General features: G+C 35.0%; 15 protein-coding genes. 9 read left to right on the forward strand and 6 right to left on the reverse strand.

Annotation, left to right across the window (positions count from 1 at the left end):
* Positions 1 to 93: 93 nt before the first annotated feature.
* The 3 genes from FLS47_RS17120 to FLS47_RS17130 form a co-directional block, all read right to left on the reverse strand.
* Positions 94 to 795, reverse strand: a complete 702-nt coding sequence (locus FLS47_RS17120) for a class I SAM-dependent methyltransferase (protein ID WP_149915541.1) — start codon at positions 793 to 795, stop codon at positions 94 to 96.
* Positions 788 to 1,966, reverse strand: a complete 1,179-nt coding sequence (gene pncB / locus FLS47_RS17125; RefSeq protein WP_149915542.1) for a nicotinate phosphoribosyltransferase — start codon at positions 1,964 to 1,966, stop codon at positions 788 to 790. Before pncB ends, FLS47_RS17120 begins: the two co-directional genes overlap by 8 nt.
* Before the next feature lie 133 nt (positions 1,967 to 2,099).
* Complete coding sequence (locus FLS47_RS17130) at positions 2,100 to 3,533, reverse strand: DUF6600 domain-containing protein (protein ID WP_149915543.1); 1,434 nt, start codon at positions 3,531 to 3,533, stop codon at positions 2,100 to 2,102.
* A 311-nt stretch (positions 3,534 to 3,844) separates the two neighbouring features.
* On the opposite strand from FLS47_RS17130, the gene FLS47_RS17135 reads away from it, so the two are divergent.
* The 5 genes from FLS47_RS17135 to FLS47_RS17155 are packed head-to-tail and all read left to right on the forward strand — an operon-like array spanning position 3,845 to position 7,403.
* The gene (locus FLS47_RS17135; RefSeq protein ID WP_149915544.1) at positions 3,845 to 4,618 is read left to right on the forward strand and encodes an MlaE family ABC transporter permease; all 774 of its coding nucleotides are present in this window, start codon (positions 3,845 to 3,847) and stop codon (positions 4,616 to 4,618) included.
* On the forward strand, positions 4,618 to 5,391 hold the full coding sequence (locus FLS47_RS17140) for an ABC transporter ATP-binding protein (RefSeq protein WP_149915545.1): 774 nt from the start codon (positions 4,618 to 4,620) through the stop codon (positions 5,389 to 5,391). Before FLS47_RS17135 ends, FLS47_RS17140 begins: the two co-directional genes overlap by 1 nt.
* 10 nt (positions 5,392 to 5,401) lie before the next feature.
* The gene (locus tag FLS47_RS17145; RefSeq protein ID WP_149915546.1) at positions 5,402 to 6,385 is read left to right on the forward strand and encodes an MlaD family protein; all 984 of its coding nucleotides are present in this window, start codon (positions 5,402 to 5,404) and stop codon (positions 6,383 to 6,385) included.
* Positions 6,386 to 6,406: 21 nt separating this feature from the next.
* A complete protein-coding gene (locus FLS47_RS17150; RefSeq protein ID WP_149915547.1) occupies positions 6,407 to 7,102 on the forward strand; it encodes an RluA family pseudouridine synthase in 696 nt (231 codons plus the stop codon).
* Positions 7,103 to 7,145: 43 nt separating this feature from the next.
* Entirely contained in the window at positions 7,146 to 7,403 is a 258-nt protein-coding gene (locus FLS47_RS17155) for a hypothetical protein (protein ID WP_149915548.1), read from the forward strand.
* 33 nt (positions 7,404 to 7,436) lie between these two features.
* Here the strand turns inward: FLS47_RS17155 and FLS47_RS17160 are convergent, their stop codons facing one another.
* A complete protein-coding gene (locus tag FLS47_RS17160; RefSeq protein WP_149915549.1) occupies positions 7,437 to 7,721 on the reverse strand; it encodes a DUF4286 family protein in 285 nt (94 codons plus the stop codon).
* Positions 7,722 to 7,802: 81 nt separating this feature from the next.
* Between FLS47_RS17160 and FLS47_RS17165 the strand changes: the two genes are divergently transcribed.
* From FLS47_RS17165 to greA, 4 genes are all read left to right on the forward strand, one after another.
* Complete coding sequence (locus tag FLS47_RS17165; protein ID WP_188347477.1) at positions 7,803 to 9,704, forward strand: S9 family peptidase; 1,902 nt, start codon at positions 7,803 to 7,805, stop codon at positions 9,702 to 9,704.
* Positions 9,704 to 11,380 carry a sensor histidine kinase gene (locus tag FLS47_RS17170; protein WP_149915551.1) on the forward strand — a complete coding sequence of 559 codons (1,677 nt, stop codon included), beginning with the start codon at positions 9,704 to 9,706 and terminating at the stop codon, positions 11,378 to 11,380. The genes FLS47_RS17165 and FLS47_RS17170 overlap by 1 nt, the downstream gene beginning before the upstream one ends.
* 5 nt (positions 11,381 to 11,385) lie before the next feature.
* On the forward strand, positions 11,386 to 12,081 hold the full coding sequence (locus FLS47_RS17175) for a response regulator transcription factor (protein WP_149915552.1): 696 nt from the start codon (positions 11,386 to 11,388) through the stop codon (positions 12,079 to 12,081).
* A 143-nt stretch (positions 12,082 to 12,224) separates the two neighbouring features.
* Positions 12,225 to 12,698 (forward strand): transcription elongation factor GreA, encoded by a 474-nt coding sequence (gene greA, locus FLS47_RS17180; protein ID WP_149915553.1) that lies wholly within the window; start codon positions 12,225 to 12,227, stop codon positions 12,696 to 12,698.
* 161 nt (positions 12,699 to 12,859) lie between these two features.
* Here greA and FLS47_RS17185 read toward each other — a convergent pair whose 3' ends face one another.
* Positions 12,860 to 13,669 carry a response regulator transcription factor gene (locus FLS47_RS17185; RefSeq protein ID WP_149915554.1) on the reverse strand — a complete coding sequence of 270 codons (810 nt, stop codon included), beginning with the start codon at positions 13,667 to 13,669 and terminating at the stop codon, positions 12,860 to 12,862.
* Complete coding sequence (locus FLS47_RS17190; protein ID WP_149915555.1) at positions 13,666 to 16,767, reverse strand: ligand-binding sensor domain-containing protein; 3,102 nt, start codon at positions 16,765 to 16,767, stop codon at positions 13,666 to 13,668. The genes FLS47_RS17185 and FLS47_RS17190 overlap by 4 nt, the downstream gene beginning before the upstream one ends.
* Positions 16,768 to 16,931: the final 164 nt, after the last annotated feature.

Here is a 16,931-nt window from a genome sequence, read left to right on the forward strand (position 1 = left end):
TGTCCTACTTCTTTTTCGCCTACACAATCCGAAAATTGCTGAAAATAAATTATATGTCATTCCAACGAATGAGGACTGGAATGACGGTACAAATTATTTCCTTGGTTCCATTCTTACTAAAAACTGATCATTCTCATCTTCGAAAAGAATCTGAACGACCCAACCTTCCTCATGCCCTACATTGATTAATGTTTTTTGATCCAAGTAAAGCCATTTGAAAGGTTCCCCTTTGACTCCATTAAATTCATATTGGTAACCAATTTCTCCAAAATAATATTCAGGTCTTTGGATGCGGTATTCGTCATACAAATAGGAGATGTCAGAGCTGTCAAAAAGCAATTGACCTTTTTCGGATAATAATTTTTTACTGTGAGCTAATAATTCACGAAATCCATCTAGCGATCCCGCTAAACCAATTCCATTCATCAAAAATAAAAGTGTGTCGTATTGCTGATCTGCTAAATCAAAGAAATCTTGCTGTACAATTTTTTGCACACCACGTTGTTGCATGATATTACATGCCGTTTGCGAAATTTCTAATGCTGTGACATCAAATTTCTTCTCTTGAAGATACAATGCATGCGCACCAACACCTGCGCCCACATCCAAGACTTTACCATCACAAAGTGATAGTGCGATAAATTCCAATTCTGGGAAATCTTCTGAATCTCGAAAAAACACTTCTACCGGCATTTCTTCGATATCACCATAAGTGCTGTGCAATAATAAAGGTGAGCTTAATTCTTCCTTCTCAAAATATTCGGCAAGTGCTTCGCCGTAAACGTCTCTATGCATGCTCATCAATCTGTAAATATCTTTTTGCTAATTCAATCTCTTGGGGATCTCCTGTATGTTTCATTGCTTCGTCCGAAAGTTTGATAACAGGAGTCCATTCGCCATCTTCTGGTAGTGTTTCAGTCATTTTCAACACAATATTCATGCGTTCTAAACCTACATCATTTGTGAAGTCTGTCCCGATACCGAAGGATATTCCTATTTTACCTTTGCAAAAGTTCACAATGCGTTCAACTTTATTATAGTCCAAGCCATCGGAGAAAATGATGGTTTTAGAATTTGGATCTATTCCTTTACTGATATAATGGTTGATTGTTTTTTGCGCAAATTCAATTGCATCCCCCGAATCATGACGCACACCATCAAATAATTTAGTCAATTTTTTATCAAATTGTTTGAAAAAAGCTTCTGTCGTATACGTGTCCGATAAGGCAATCCCCAGATCTCCACGATACACATCTGCCCAATTTTCCAAGCCTAAAAGGTTTGCCATTTTGTACCCAAATTTTGCGGCATGAAACATAAACCATTCGTGTGCATGCGTGCCTATGGGTTTGGTCTGGTATTTCATTGCCAAGTACACATTGCTCGTTCCAATGAAGGTTTTTGAATTGTGTTTTTTTAGTGTTTTTATAACCAAATCATGTACAGCAAAAGAATGTCTTCTTCGAGTTCCGAAATCTGCTATTGTAATATCCAGCTTATCGTATTTCAGCATTTTGCCATCAACAATTGTAGCGACTTCTTTGTCAGATACACGCTGTAGGCCAGTGGTTTCGTAATACAATTCGCAGATCAACGACATAATCGGCACTTCCCACAGAATTGTGCGGTACCAATATCCTTCGATTTTTACCGTCAATTCGGGTCCTTCTTGCGTAACCGTTACTTCATCTGGATCATAGCGATAACCTTGAAGAAAATCGAAATAAGTTGGATCAATATAAGGACATGTTTCTGCAAAGAAATTTTTCTCCTCTCTCGTTAATTTCAATTTTCCTAATTCTTGAATAGCTTCTTTCAGCTTCTCTCCAAAACCATCAGGGTATTGATGTTTTCCTCTATTGATAAACTGATATTTAGCTTTTGCTCTTGGGAATAATTTGATCACTGCATACTGCATGGTGAACTTATAGAAATCATTATCTAATATGGATTCGAGTTTTGCCATAAGAAGTAATTATAAAGTTGAAATCCCAAATAAGATGAAATTGTTCGACCAAAATTTAATCGAAAATACATAAAAAAAGCGAGCTAAGATGTCCTAGCCCGCTAAATAGATGAATTATGATTTTATTCTTATATTATCTTCTGCTACGTTCAGAGCTGTTTCCGTTTCCTCCGCGTTGTGAAGTTCCTGCTGATCTACTGCTCGATGCAGGAGCAGAACGTTCTACACGTGGAGAAGATTCTCGCGCAACAGTCGTACTCGAAGAATGAGAACTACGCGTATTTGATGCTTGTTGCACTGGAGTGCTGTTTCTCACACTACGCTCTTGTGTTCTTTGCTCTCTTTGTGGTTGCGCACGTTCCCGACGTTGCGGTTGTGTTCTCTCCACTCGTGGTGCTTCTGTTCTTTCCACGCGTTGTGGCTGAGATCTCTCTACCCGTTGTTGTTGTGGAGCTGTGTTTCTTGAATTTACAGATTCTCTGTTTTGTACATTACTGCGTTCACGATTCACACGGTTATTATCTGTATTGTTGTTTGTTACCGGACTGCGCTCCACAGTTCTAGCACTTCTGTCCGTATTACGATTTACATTATCCGTATTTCTGCTGGACGTATTTCTTGGCGTGGTTTCATTCGTATTTCTATTAGTTACGGCACGCTCTTCTGTTCTGTTATTTCTATCACGAATAGTAGTGTTTCCATCGTTGCCGATATGCAATTCACGTTGCGCGCTTCTAGCTGCACTTCTGCTGTTGTCAACACGGTTATCATTTCTATTCACTTCTCTAGAGTTTGTTGCAGATCTTCTTTCTGGAGATACTGAGCGGCTTGTTGTTTTGTTATTATCGCGATCAGGTCTGTAAATAGATACACTTCTATTGTCAACACGAGAAGCTCCTGGGCGGTCTGATTGTCTTACGCTTCGAACTTCCACTCTTCTGCCAATAGCGCGTTCTACATCTCTACGTGATGGACCACCATAATAATGATTGTTATTCACTACATATGTATTGTTGATTATAGTTGTTCTATTGTAAATGTTAGTACGTCCGTAATACGCATGTCTATGAAAATTGCGCGAGTAGATATGTCTTACAGGCGCAAAACACCATGCTGACACCGGAATATGAATAGAAATGCTAACTCCTGAACGTGGCATCATTGGTGCCCAGCCATAATAGCCATTACCCGAACGCCAGTCTACCCATGCTGGTCCCCATTCGTAGCCAGGAATCCATCCCCATCCACGATATGAATTGTGTACCCAGCGACCATAATGAAAGGGAGCCCAGCCCCATGCGTAATTAGATACCCATGTGTTGCCATATTCTGTCATTGTCCAATAGCCATTTGTGCTGTATGGTCTGAAATTTCTACCTTCGTTTGGATACCAAATATCCCCATAAGTAGGATCCATATCCCAATCACCGTAAGGTGATAGTTCGTCATAAAATATATCTAATGAAACTTGTCCATATACTTGTGCTTTAGCATTGCTTAGGAACAAGATGCTGGAAAGTGCGATTACTATCGCGGACATGTAGTGGGTAAACTTCCAGTTTTTCATATTGTATAATTTTAAATGTAAATATTCTCTTTTTGTAATCAATTTTGTTGGTATGACAATGCGAAGAGGAAGATGGTTTAATTCGATGAAATATAATTGTGCATTTGTATCAACAAGTTGTAAATATTCGTTAAATATTTTTACGCAATAGGGATATTAATGTTTATTCGATGTCATTTAAAACAATTTATCGATTATTAGTATTTCTAAATTTAGCTATACATAAGAGCGGTCGCTTAAAAATTTGTACATTTGCGCTATACTTTATGTATAGTACTTTTTAATTTATCTAATTCGTATAAGAAATATAAATGGGAAGGAAAATCAATAATTTACTCCTCGAATTTGCTAGAATGCATCGCTTTTTGATGCGTTTTTTTCGCGAAGTTGTAAGTCCACCATTTGAGTTTAAGGAAATTATTAGACAATGTTATGAAGTTGGGTGGAAGTCTTTTCCATTGATTTCATTGACAGGTTTTATCGTGGGTTTTGTTTTTACAAAACAATCGAGACCGTCTCTAGAAGAATTTGGGGCAACATCTTGGTTGCCAGCTTTGATTTCAATTGCAATTGTTCGTGCACTAGCTCCCTTGGTTACAGCATTAATTGCGTCAGGTAAAGTGGGCTCACAAATTGGCGCTGAATTAAGTTCGATGAATGTAACGGAGCAAATCGACGCGATGGAAGTTTCCGGTACAAATCCTTTCAAATTTTTGATTGTCAGCCGCATTATTGCCACGACGATAATGATTCCTGTATTGTGTTTTTATGTTGCGGGAATTGGACTCTTCGGTGGATATTTGAGCATTAGCGCAGTGGATGATTTGAGTTTGTTGAGTTTCTTCTCGCAAGTATTCGATTCTATCCAAATGATTGACTTATTCGCGATGGTTTTACGCGCTGTGGTATTTGGATTTACAATTGGATTTGCAAGTTGTTACGTTGGATATTATTCCTCAAAAGGTACAGAGGGTGTCGGTAAAGCAGCCAACTCAGCCGTGGTTGCTTCTATGTTTATCGTCTTCATTGAAGAATTATTGATTGTACAACTTTTGGGTATTATTACACCTCTAATCACACAATAATGGAAAAAGCAAAATCGCATATAAATTATGACAACGCTGTAATTCATGTTGATGATGTAAGTAAATCTTTCGGCGATAGACAGATTCTACGAAATGTGGATTTGAAATTGTTTGAAGGCGAAAATTTAGTGGTTTTAGGTCGTTCTGGAACAGGTAAATCTGTGCTTATAAAATTGATTTCTGGTTTATTGAAGCCAGATTCGGGCACGATTAATGTATTGGGCGAAGTTGTGAATCATCTTAAAGAACGCGAATTAATGCAATTGCGTCTGAAAATTGGCTTTTCATTTCAGAATAGTGCGCTGTACGATAGTATGACAGTGCGTGAAAATTTAGAATTTCCACTTGTTCGTAACAAACGTAATCTTTCTCGAGCAGAGATTAACCGTGAGGTGGAAGATGTATTGGAAGGAGTAGGATTATCGCAAGCTATTAACCAGATGCCGTCTGAACTTTCTGGTGGTCAGAAAAAAAGGATAGGTATTGCACGTACATTGATTTTAAGACCTGATATCATGTTGTATGACGAACCTACAGCGGGTTTGGATCCGATCACATGTTTGGAAATCAATACATTGATCAACGAGGTGCAGCAAAGGTATAAAACTTCTTCGATTATCATTACCCACGATTTGGCTTGTGCTAAAATGGTAGGTGATCGCATGGTGATGTTATTGGATGGCAGATTTGAAAGGCAAGGAGCTTTCTCCGAAATATTTGATACAGATGATGAACGTGTCAAACCGTTTTATGATTATAATTTTATAGTGTAATATATTAATAATGAGTGCTTCAGAAAATAAAAGATCGTTAATAGTAGGGCTTTTTGTTTTTATTGGATTAATAATTTTGGTTGCGGGTATACTTGTAATGGGTACACAGCAAAACAAATTTAGTAAAAACCTAAAAGTAACTTCATATTTTAAGGATGTTAAAGGACTAAAAGTTGGTAACAATGTGTGGTTTTCAGGTGTGAAAGTCGGTATTGTTAAAGAGATAGGTTTCGAGGGAGTTGAAAATGTGCGTGTAACAATGAACATTGAAGAGAAAAATAGTCAATTTATTCGTAAGGATGTGTTGGCGACTTTGGGCTCTGATGGTTTGATTGGTAACTCGATCATTAGTTTGGTAGGTGGTAATGCGCAAACTCCACAAATCCAAGAGGGTGATGTCTTGAAATCTGGTTCAAGTGTAGGGATGGAACAAATGATGGGTATGCTGCAAGAAAATGGAGCTAATCTATCTGTTATAACACAAAACTTTGCCAAACTTTCTCAACAAATGGTTGATGGAAAAGGTACAGTAGGTGCTTTAATGACAGATGATGCGATTGCAACCAATTTGAAAACTTCTGTACAATCCATGAATAAGGTAATGACTGACGCAAGTGTTGCGGTGAATAATTTAGTTGCGTTGACTCAAAAATTGAACAACGATCAAGGTCTTATCCATGATTTGACGACAGACACAAAAGTGTTTGCATCGTTGCGTGACGCAGCAGCACAGTTACAAGGTGTGACACAAACAGCAAATGCTTTGGTGGAGAACTTAAATCAAACTTCTTCTCGTCTGAACGATAAAGATAACGCAATTGGTGTATTGACGAATGACCCTGCAGCAGCGCAAGAAATCAAACAAATATTAAGAAATTTGAATACAAGTACGGAGAAGCTTGACCAAAACATGGAAGCTTTACAAAGCAACTTTTTATTCAGAGGATTCTTCAAAAAGAAAGAAAAAGAAGAGCAAAAGGAAGTAGTTAAGTAGGTAATTCTTTTAAAAATTATAATGTCTGTAATTACAGAAAATGATGTCATATTCGAAGACAATCATTTAATAGCAATAAACAAACGCGGTGGTGACATCGTTCAAGTGGATGATTCGGGAGATAAGTCACTTGAAATAATGGTCAATGAATTTTTGACTAAAAAGTATAATAAGCCGAATGGCGCTTTTGTAGGTGTTATTCATCGACTAGATCGCCCCGTGAGCGGTATGATTTTGCTGGCGAAAACCAGTAAATCGTTGGATCGTATGAATAAGGCTTTTCACGACCGCAAAGTTCAAAAAACTTATCTTGCTATAGTACGCGAACGTCCGCCTCATAAAGCAGGGAAATTGACCAATTGGTTATTACGTGACCGCAAGAAAATGGTGACAAAAGCTTACGATAGGGAAGTTAAGAACGGTAGCTATGCAGAATTGGATTACGAAATTGTAGGTCATTTAGATGGGTATTATTTGTTAAAAGTAACCCCGTTGACTGGACGCACACATCAGATTCGTTGTCAATTGGCTTACATGGGATGTCCAATTGTTGGTGACAATAAATATGGCTATCCACGTGGTTCACTTCGTCGTACAATCTGTCTTCATTCGCGTTCTTTAGCATTCTCTCATCCAGTGAAGGAAGGACAAATGTTGATTGAAGCTCCTTTGCCAGTAGATGGCTTTTGGGAGAAATTTAACGTGTTATTGAAGTAGTTTTCTTACACAATTTTGATATTTAATTAGTTACCTTTGAGGTATGAAATTATTCCGAATTCTTCTTATTTGTTTTAAACTTTCAGTAGGTTTAACTGCAATTCCGAACAAGGTAGATGCCCAATGCGCTATGTGTTCTTTAAATGCAGAAAATAGTACACAAAATGGCAATACGCAAGGTAAAGGGTTAAACAACGGAATACTTTTTTTACTTGCCGCACCTTTTCTAATTGGCGGAGGCGTAGCAATTCTATGGTACAAGAAATTTCGTCATAAAGAAACAAAGTCTCCTATATTTTAGGAGACTTTGTTGTTATTTGGTAGCACTAAAATGCTAGATGTATTTCATTGTACTATCAAAAAGAAATGCTTTTTCCAAATGATTCGTTGTAATATGCGATTGAAGAATTACTAATTTTTCTTGTTGGAACGTTGGTATTTCTGAAGGGTTTTCAAAGACCAATTGCACACAATATGTATGCCCTTCATGTGGGGAATCTAATAATTTTAAAAACTTAGCTTGCGCTGGAAGTGTATTTAACCAATTGTCTTTCACCCATTGAATCAAAATCTCGTGTCGATCATTGTCGACGATAATAGATATGTTGTATAGATACATGCTGCAAAGTTAGGAATTGAAGACTAATAAGCTGTAAAATTAAGGTTGCAATTGTTAAAATATGTTAGAAAATTACTTTATTTGAATAGAAGTCGAGGTTTTATGAACATAAAGGTGTTATTCAGGCGTGTGATTTTATCAATATCATTATTGGTAATGAGTTGTGGTGGCAATGTTCACGATCGACACATTCCAATTGAAGATTTTTTTGACAAACCTGATCATACTAGTTTTAAGATATCTCCAAATGGAAAGTGGGTAGCTTATTTAGGTTTAGAAGACCACTGCAAAAATATTTTTATCTTAAATCTAGAGCATCCTGATTCTTCAAAACAGCTTACCTACCAAAATAGCATGAATGTGCAGTATTATTTTTGGGCAACCGATAATACCATCGTCTTTTCAAATGCACAATCTTATCAGGATAGCTTGCGTCTTTATACCGTTGATATTCATTCTGAAAAGATTAATACATTATTAAAACCAGCTAAACACAGCATAAAGTGGCTCTCTCCATCCACAGCCTTTGATGGTCATTTGTTAGCTCAAATGAATAGGAGAGACTCTACTGTCATTGATTTATACCGCATTCCGCTGAATGGCGATGAACCTATTTTGGTTGATAAGAATGTACATAATTTCAATGAATGGTTTGTGTCATCTGACGGTAAGGTGCGGTTGGCTATATCTAGCGATAGTGTTGAAGACAAACTTTGGTACAGGGAAGAGGAAGGGCTACCTTATCAAAATGTATTAGAGACAGACTTTTCTTCGATGATATATCCATTGGGTCCTGTTAACAATTCTAAGCATACTATATATGCTTTATCCAACAGAGGACGCGATAAGATAGCTGTCGTTAACTTAAATTTGGAGAATGGAGAGGAAACGATTTTGGCGAGCAATGATGAAGTTGATTTGAATGCAGAAGGCTATTCTTTCACGCGCCAAGAAGTATTGTTTTCTACAGCTTTTTCCAAAAAGAAAGAAACAATTATTTATAATACTGAGTTAAAAAATATTTATTCAAAAATTTCTGCTCAATTCGAAGGTAATAGTGTAGATATAATTGATGTAGATAGTGCGTTCAATACAGTACTGTTTAAAACCTATACAGATACACATCCAGGTGGTATTTATTATTATTACAAAGGAAAAATTAAGGAACTAACGCCGTTGAACCCTTCGTTGCGTGACAAGCAGCTTTCTCCTATGGAGGAAGTAACTTTTGACTCACGGGATGGCAAAAGCATAAAGGGATATATAACTTATCCGTTAAAAAAACGAGATAAATACCCAGTCGTTGTATTGGTGCACGATGGACCAAATAGACGCGATGTTTGGGGGTTTAATTCGGAAGTTCAATTTTTGGCCAATAGAGGATATGCTGTTTTTCAGGTCAACTACCGTGGCTCTATAGGTCTAGGAAAAGACTTCTACGTTTCGGGATTCAAGCAGTGGGGTGGAGAAATTCAGAACGATATTAATGATGGTGTGGCATGGTTGATTCATACAGGTATTGCGGATAAGGAGCGTATTGCTATCATGGGTACTGGATTTGGCGGTTATTCTTCACTATACGCAGCTTGCTTTAACCCAACGATGTACAAATGTGCTATTTCTTCTTCGGGTTATATTAATTTGTTTACTTATTTTAAAGAATTGCCGCCCTATTACAATTCATACAAACAATTGTATTATAAAATAATTGGAGATCCACAGAAGGAGTACGAGCTATTTAAGGCTATCTCACCTCTATTTCACGCCGAAAAAATCAGAATGCCGATTTTGATGTTTCAAGGGGGAAAAGATCGTTATAATACAATGACAGATGTTAATCAATTTGTGCAGAAGTTGAAAAGTAACAATGTGGATTTACAATACGTATGGAAAGAAGACGAAAATAGAAAGTTCAAAAAGGAAGAAAATATTATTGAATATTATCAAATAATAGAAACATTTCTGAAAGAGCAGATGAAATAATGGCTAAAATAGATTCGAGATATAGAAAGAACTTTGGCTTATTAATAGTCTTTCTTTTATTTGTTACTTTATTGTTTGTAATTTCTGTGTTTTTTGCGCGTACAATTACAACTAATTTTGTCCAAACAGATTTTAATAACCGTAAAACTGAGGTTTTTGATGAAACCATAAGTGATTTTAATGAGTTTTTTCAGGAGAAAATTCCTGAAGTGGCTTATTACCAGGGTTTCATGGATTCTGTGCAAGCAAAGGATTTTTCGAATTCAATATTACGTAGATATCCATTCGTACATAAAATAGATTTCTCGGATATTGTCTTTACCAATAGCGATACGATCGAACGCCAAATGCGTATTGGCAATCTTGGTGCTTCTGCCAAATCGAGTTATCAATACCAACTTACTTCGGATTACAAATTACAAAGTAGAAAACATGTTTCTAGCAGTGATTTATCCTCTAACGAGGAGCTTTACAGTATTTTCTTAAAATTATGTACCTATCTAGGTCGAGATAAAATTGATAGCGCACGAATCTCCAATACCGAAGTTTACAAACTTTTTTACAATATTCAACCTGGTAAGATTTCCTATATGAATATTCCGAGAATGACTGATATTTTGTCGTTCCGCAATATGATGGTGGATGAGAAATTCCAAGAATCCAACTACGAACAGGATTTTTATGTGTTTTATATCTCACCTACGAAAATTCAAGTCAAAAATAAGTACCGAAATCTATACGAAAATATTAGCATAATGCCCGTAGTGGATCAATATTCTCTAAGTGAAGAAGCTTATTTGAAAACAGAAATCGCTCTACCCGGTGCTCTATCTGATTATAAATTGCAATTTGAAACTTCGCAAAATCATATCACCAAAGAAATTAACAAGTGGTTTTTTCCTGTAGTGGGTATTTTAGTATTGATTTACTTGATTTTACTGTTGATTGGTTATTTGATTTATCGCAATGTGTTGATTAATAACAGGATGTTTCAGTTGCAGTATGATTTCATCAATAACCTGACTCATGAATTCAAAACTCCAGTGAGTGTAATTAAAATTGCGGGTAATAATATTAAGAGTGCAGAGCAGATTAGTGATGCCGAGCGCGCGATGTATGGGCGTATTTTGGATCAAGAAGCGGATAAGCTTAACAGCTTAATGAATAAGTTGCTTTCATTTGCACAAATTGAAAATAAATCTATTAAATTCAACGGAGAGTTTATAGATTTAAACGAGTTTTGTCAACATGTATTTGAGTCTACGCGTATCAAGTATCCAGACTTACAACTTTTGGATAGTGTGGAGGTAAAGGATGAAATATATGCGGATCCAGTATTGTTAAATTCAGTTTTTCAAAATTTGATTGACAATGCATACAAGTACTCAAACCCGACGAATCGATTTTTGGAAATAAAAGTGGAACAAACTAAGAAAAATTTTGTTATTTTATTCAAAGATCGTGGGATAGGTATAGATAAGAAAGAATTTAATAGTATTTTTAAGAAATTCTATCGAGTCAAGAATCAATTTAACCAACAAGGTAGTATAGGATTAGGCCTGGCGTTTTGTAAGGAAATCACCGAATTCATGGGTGGTGAGATTAAAATAGAAAGCGAACTTAATATAGGTACATCATTTACATTGATATTTCCTGTAGAAGTGAAAAATGTATAAAATATATGGATAGAGATATAACAATTGCTGTCATTGAAGATGACGAAAATTTACGTTTCTTGATTAGTCATCGTTTGCAGACAGAACGTTATAAAGTAGTTCAAGCTGGAAATGGGGTAGAAGCAGAAGAATTGATCTTATCTGTACAACCTGATATCGTTCTTTTGGACTGGATGTTGCCTGGTAAGGAGGGTATAGATGTTTGCCAATCGGTTCGTAAGCAGGGCTTCGAGAGTATTATTATCATGATGACTGCAAAGTCGCAAGATGTGGATAAGATCGATGCATATAGCCATGGCATCACAGATTATATCACTAAGCCATTCAATATGGATGTATTGGTGGCCATGATAGATAATAAAGTGCGTTTCTTTGTGCCCAAAAATGCAAATAAAGATGTTTACTTTTTTGGCAATACAGAACATCATCCGCAGATACACTCTTTAATTCGCGAAGGTAAAAAGATTGAATTAACGATTTTAGAAAATCGTATTCTACTTCATTTTTTGCAGAATATGGGTAAGGAAATCACACGTGAAGAATTGATGGAAGTTGTATGGGGATACAGTTCTAATGTTAATACGCGTACACTAGATATGCACGTGGTACGTTTGCGTAAGAAAATTGAAAGTAATCCTGATAAACCTACTTATTTACAGACAGTTCGTGGTTTGGGCTATAAATTTGTAGACGAGGAATAGATTTTTATTAATTTGGAAGTATAATATATTTGGTATATCTTCGTGTATACCGATGAACAAGACCATTCTCTCCGTGAGCGAATGGTCTTGTTTATTTTTTTGTTAAATTTTTAGTAGTTAATAATTAAGTTTAAATATATATTATGGCAGAAATAACTTATTACACAGCAGAGGGGTTAGCGAATCTCAAAGAAGAATTGCATTACTTAAAAACTGAAGGTAGAGCGAAAATTGCTAATGCGATAGCAGAAGCACGTGACAAAGGTGATTTGTCAGAAAATGCAGAGTATGATGCTGCAAAGGAAGCTCAAGGGTTGCATGAAGCTAAAATAGCGAAGTTAGAAGATGTATTGGCGAGTGCTCGTCTTATTGATGAATCAAAATTAGATCTGAGTAAGGTATTAGCGTTATCTATCGTTCGTATCAAGAACAAGAAGAATGGCGCAGAAATGACTTACCAATTGGTATCCGAAACAGAAGCAGATCTAAAGGCAGGGAAAATTTCTGTAAAATCACCAATTGCACAAGGCTTGCTAGGTAAGTCTGTAGGTGATGTAGCAGTAGTAAAAGTACCAGCAGGAGAAATTGAGTTTGAAGTTTTAGAGATTTCAAGATAATACATATAGGGGTTATGAGCGGTGTTGCCATAACCGCTTTTAATACTTTATACTTTTTAAATAAAATGAGGATTCCGATAAAAATCAGAATCCTCATTTTATTTAATTATGTTTTTTTTAATGCTTAAGGGCTATAAGTACCATTGTTACCATATAAAAGATTAACGAGTACGATGATCATTTTTATTCCAATCAGAATAATCTTTTGGGGACATATTATAATGTTTATGAAAATTGCGTGTGAAATGTGAGGGATTGCTATATCCAATCATATTTGAAATCTCGTAAATTTTAAATTCACCTTCACTCAGCAGTTGTTTAGATTTATTTAGTCGTACTATATTTATTAACTCATTTGGGGGTAGATCAGAAATTGATTTTATTTTTCTGTATAATGTTGGTCGACTCATACTCATTTTTTCAGCAATCATATCTACACATAGTTGAGGATCAGATATATTTTCTAATATGAAACGATAAATACGATCTAAGAAGTTCTGGTCGGACTTATTTAGTTGCGATTTAACAAACGGAGTTTCATTAATATTAACGTAATGTTTTTTAACATTTTGTCTGTTACGAATTAGACTGGTTATCTGAGCCTGTAAAAAAGTTGGTGAAAATGGTTTTTCGATATACGCATCCGCACCATATTCTAATCCTTCAATTTTTGATTGAATACTATTTTTAGCAGTCAACATAATAAACGGTATATGTGAGAAAATACTATTCTCTTTCAGTGTAGTACATAGTTCATAACCATTCATTACAGGCATCATGATATCACTAACTACGACGTCTACCTCATTATTTTTGACATACTCTAAAGCTTGCAAACCATTTGTAGTTTTAATTATATTAAAAATATGAGCTAAATCATCTGCAATAAAATCTAATATATCTTGGTTATCGTCCGCAAGTAATACCGTAGATTTTTGGTGCGAGAATAAAGACATAAAATTGGCTATCATAAAGGTAATTGTAAAACGAATATATTCATTTTTTCTGAATTTTCTTTAAAAAACAAAGAGCCTCCATGTAGCGAGGCAAAAGAATGTGCCAACGCTAATCCAAGTCCTGAACCTTCTATCTGATAGTGTTCACTTGAGCGGTGAAATGGCTTAAATATATTCTTTACCTCATTTTCTGAAAGTAAAATTCCGTCATTTTTAATTTCTAATTCCAAAGATGGAGTAGTGAGGTGTAGTTTACGCAATTCAATTTTAATTTCTTTATCTGAATATTTAATCGCATTAGAAAGTAGATTTTCAAAAATTTTATATACAGCTTCGACATCTATACTTGCCTCTATATTATTATGTGATGAGTGAAATGATAATACTAAGTTTTTTTCTTCTATTAGCGGTTGGAATTCCGCTAAACACAATGTTAGTAATTTATGGATAGATTTTTTCTCCAGTTGTAGACTAAATTGACTGCTTTCTGTTTTTCTGAAGTCTAACAGTTTATCTGTTAGCTTCAACAACTTCTCTGTATTCTGATATATTATACCAATTAAGTTTTTACGCTTCTCAATTTCAATTTCAGTGTTTAATAAACGTTCTATAGGTGCTCTAATTAAAGTTAACGGAGTCTTGATTTCATGGGTTATGCTCATGAAAAAATCCATTTTGGCCTTATAAATCTCTTGTTCTTTATGAGCTTTTATTATATCTATTCTTTTTCTGTTTTTTTCCTTCACTCTAGCGTCATAAGCAATCACAATGTAAGCAATAATCGAAAGGGTAGATAGTAAATAGAAAATCTTTGCTGGAACACTAGCCCAAAATGGATGCCTTATTGTTATTTGAAGAGACTTGGTTTCTGAAATTGCTTCTCCATTAGCGTCAACAGCTTTTACTTGAAAAGTATATTTTCCTGATGGGATTTTTGTGAAAGTAGCTTTGCTGAAATTTCGTAAAAATGTCCATGTAGTGTCTAATCCAAGTAGCCTATATTGATAAGAAGTTGATTTTGCGGAGATATAATTTAATGCAGCAAAGTCAAGGGATACGGTAGATTCGTCATAATCTAGTTCAATGTGATCTGTATAAATTATAGATTTATCTAAAGAGTTTTGTCCATCGCTAATTAATAGCTCTTTTTGATGCGTTTGAATGCCGGTAATATATATAGGTGATTTATTATTAGATAAAGATTCATCTTTTATATTGTCCGGATTGAATCGTATAAATCCTCGGGATGAACCAAAATACAAAAGTCCGTTGGAGTCTTTTAGAGTTGAGTTGTAATTAAATTGTGGGGTAAGAATACCTAGGTCTTGATTGTAGATTTTAATTTTAAGATTTTGTGTATTCAAGCGAATAAGTCCATTCGTAGACGAAATCCATAGATTTTTTTTATCATCTTCTTGAATGGCCAGGATAAGATTACTCGGTAAACCATGCATTCTTGTAATAGATTGGAAAGAGTTTGTTTCTTTTATCCATTTGGAAAGTCCATTTTCAGTAGCTATCCAAATACTATTATTTGAATCTTGAAAAACTCTGTTGACACGATTGCTACTAATGGATGAAGGGTCATTGGAGTTATGCCTATATGTAGTAAGATTGTTATCTGATAGCTTGAGTAATCCATCTCTCCAAGTTGACAACCAAATGTTTTGATCTCTATCTTCGAATATTGAGGTGTAGAAGATATGAGAAGGCGCATCCATCACGAGTTTAAAACTGTCTTTACCTGGAAAAAACTCAAATAACCCCCTGGAAGTGGCAAGTAAAATTCTTTTTTTCGAAGTTTTGTAAATGTAGAATATAAAATTGTCTGTTAAGGTTTTATTTGTGTTTTGAGAATCAAAGTGCTTTATAACTTTTTTAGTTTTGACATCAATGATATCCATGCCATGGTCGAATGTTCCTACTAATAAGCTGTCTCCAATAATCGAGAGGCCGTGAATATTCGTGTGTGATAATTTTGACTTCAAGTCAAAATGAATAAACTTGTTGTTAGTGGGATTCCAGTATGATAAACCATTATCTTCGGTTCCAATCCATAAATTTTTATAATTGTCTTCAACTATTTCACGTACTGCATGACCCTGCAATGAATTTTTTGAGAATTTTGGAAAAAATTTTTCAAAATTATTGTTGTTGGGATGATAATAATTTACGCCACCAAAAAATGAACCAACCCATATTCCACCTTGGTGATCTTTAGATATTGTGTATAAAGCATTGTCTGATATGCTCCACGGATTATCTATTTCATGTTGCATAAGTTGGTGAGTCTTTGTGTGGTAGTCATAAATAATCAAACCATTTTCTGTGGCAATCCAGAATTCAGCAGATTTTATCTGTATGATATCTCTAACATAGAGTGGAACATTAATCTTAACACTATATATTAAATTTTCAATGGATTTCAAATTTCTATCCCATCTAAATAAACCGCTTTTTGATGTTCCTATCCATATATTATTATCAAAATCTGCATATAATCTTTCAATTCTATTAGGTATGTTGTTGTTTGGCAGATTATATTCTATAGAATTCATTAAATTAATTATTTGATTGGCTGTACCTACCCAAATTGAATTCAATTTGTCAATACAAAAAGAGTGAACTAAAATATGTGGCGTCTTGTTGATAATTTTTTTGCTTTGTACTTCGTATTGATATAACCTATTGTTTGATACAAACCACACATTCCCATTTTTATCTTCTTTTATATTCAGAATTTCTCCTTTTTCAAAATTTTCAAGCGCGGTGAATTTTTCTTCGTATGTATTATATATATAAATACCTTGATCTGTCCCAATCCACACTTCTTTATTTGATCGGATCATCAGACAATGAACAAAATTGCTTACCATGCTGTTCGTGCTATTCGATACTAAGGAGTAATGCTTAAATCTATATCCATCAAACCTATTTAACCCATCTTTCGTTCCGAACCATAAGAAACCATCTTTATCTTGTGCACTGCAAGTTATTGCATTATTGGAGAGCCCATCTTCTACTTTATAATGATTGAAGTAATATGGCTGAGCTAAAATAGCCATCGACGTGCCGAAATACACCGTTATCAAGGTTATCCATTTTAATATCATTGGTTTACATAGGTTAGATAATGAAACAAATTAATGATTTTATGAAACAATATGGAAATTCTTTGTGAAAAGAAATAATGATTTTTGGATTAATCATTATAAACCAGGTCTACCAAATTTTTTAAGTTTCAATAGCATTTAATTAACAGGTGTTACAATCGATT

The organism is Sphingobacterium cavernae (assembly GCF_008520265.1).
GTDB lineage: Bacteria > Bacteroidota > Bacteroidia > Sphingobacteriales > Sphingobacteriaceae > Sphingobacterium > Sphingobacterium cavernae.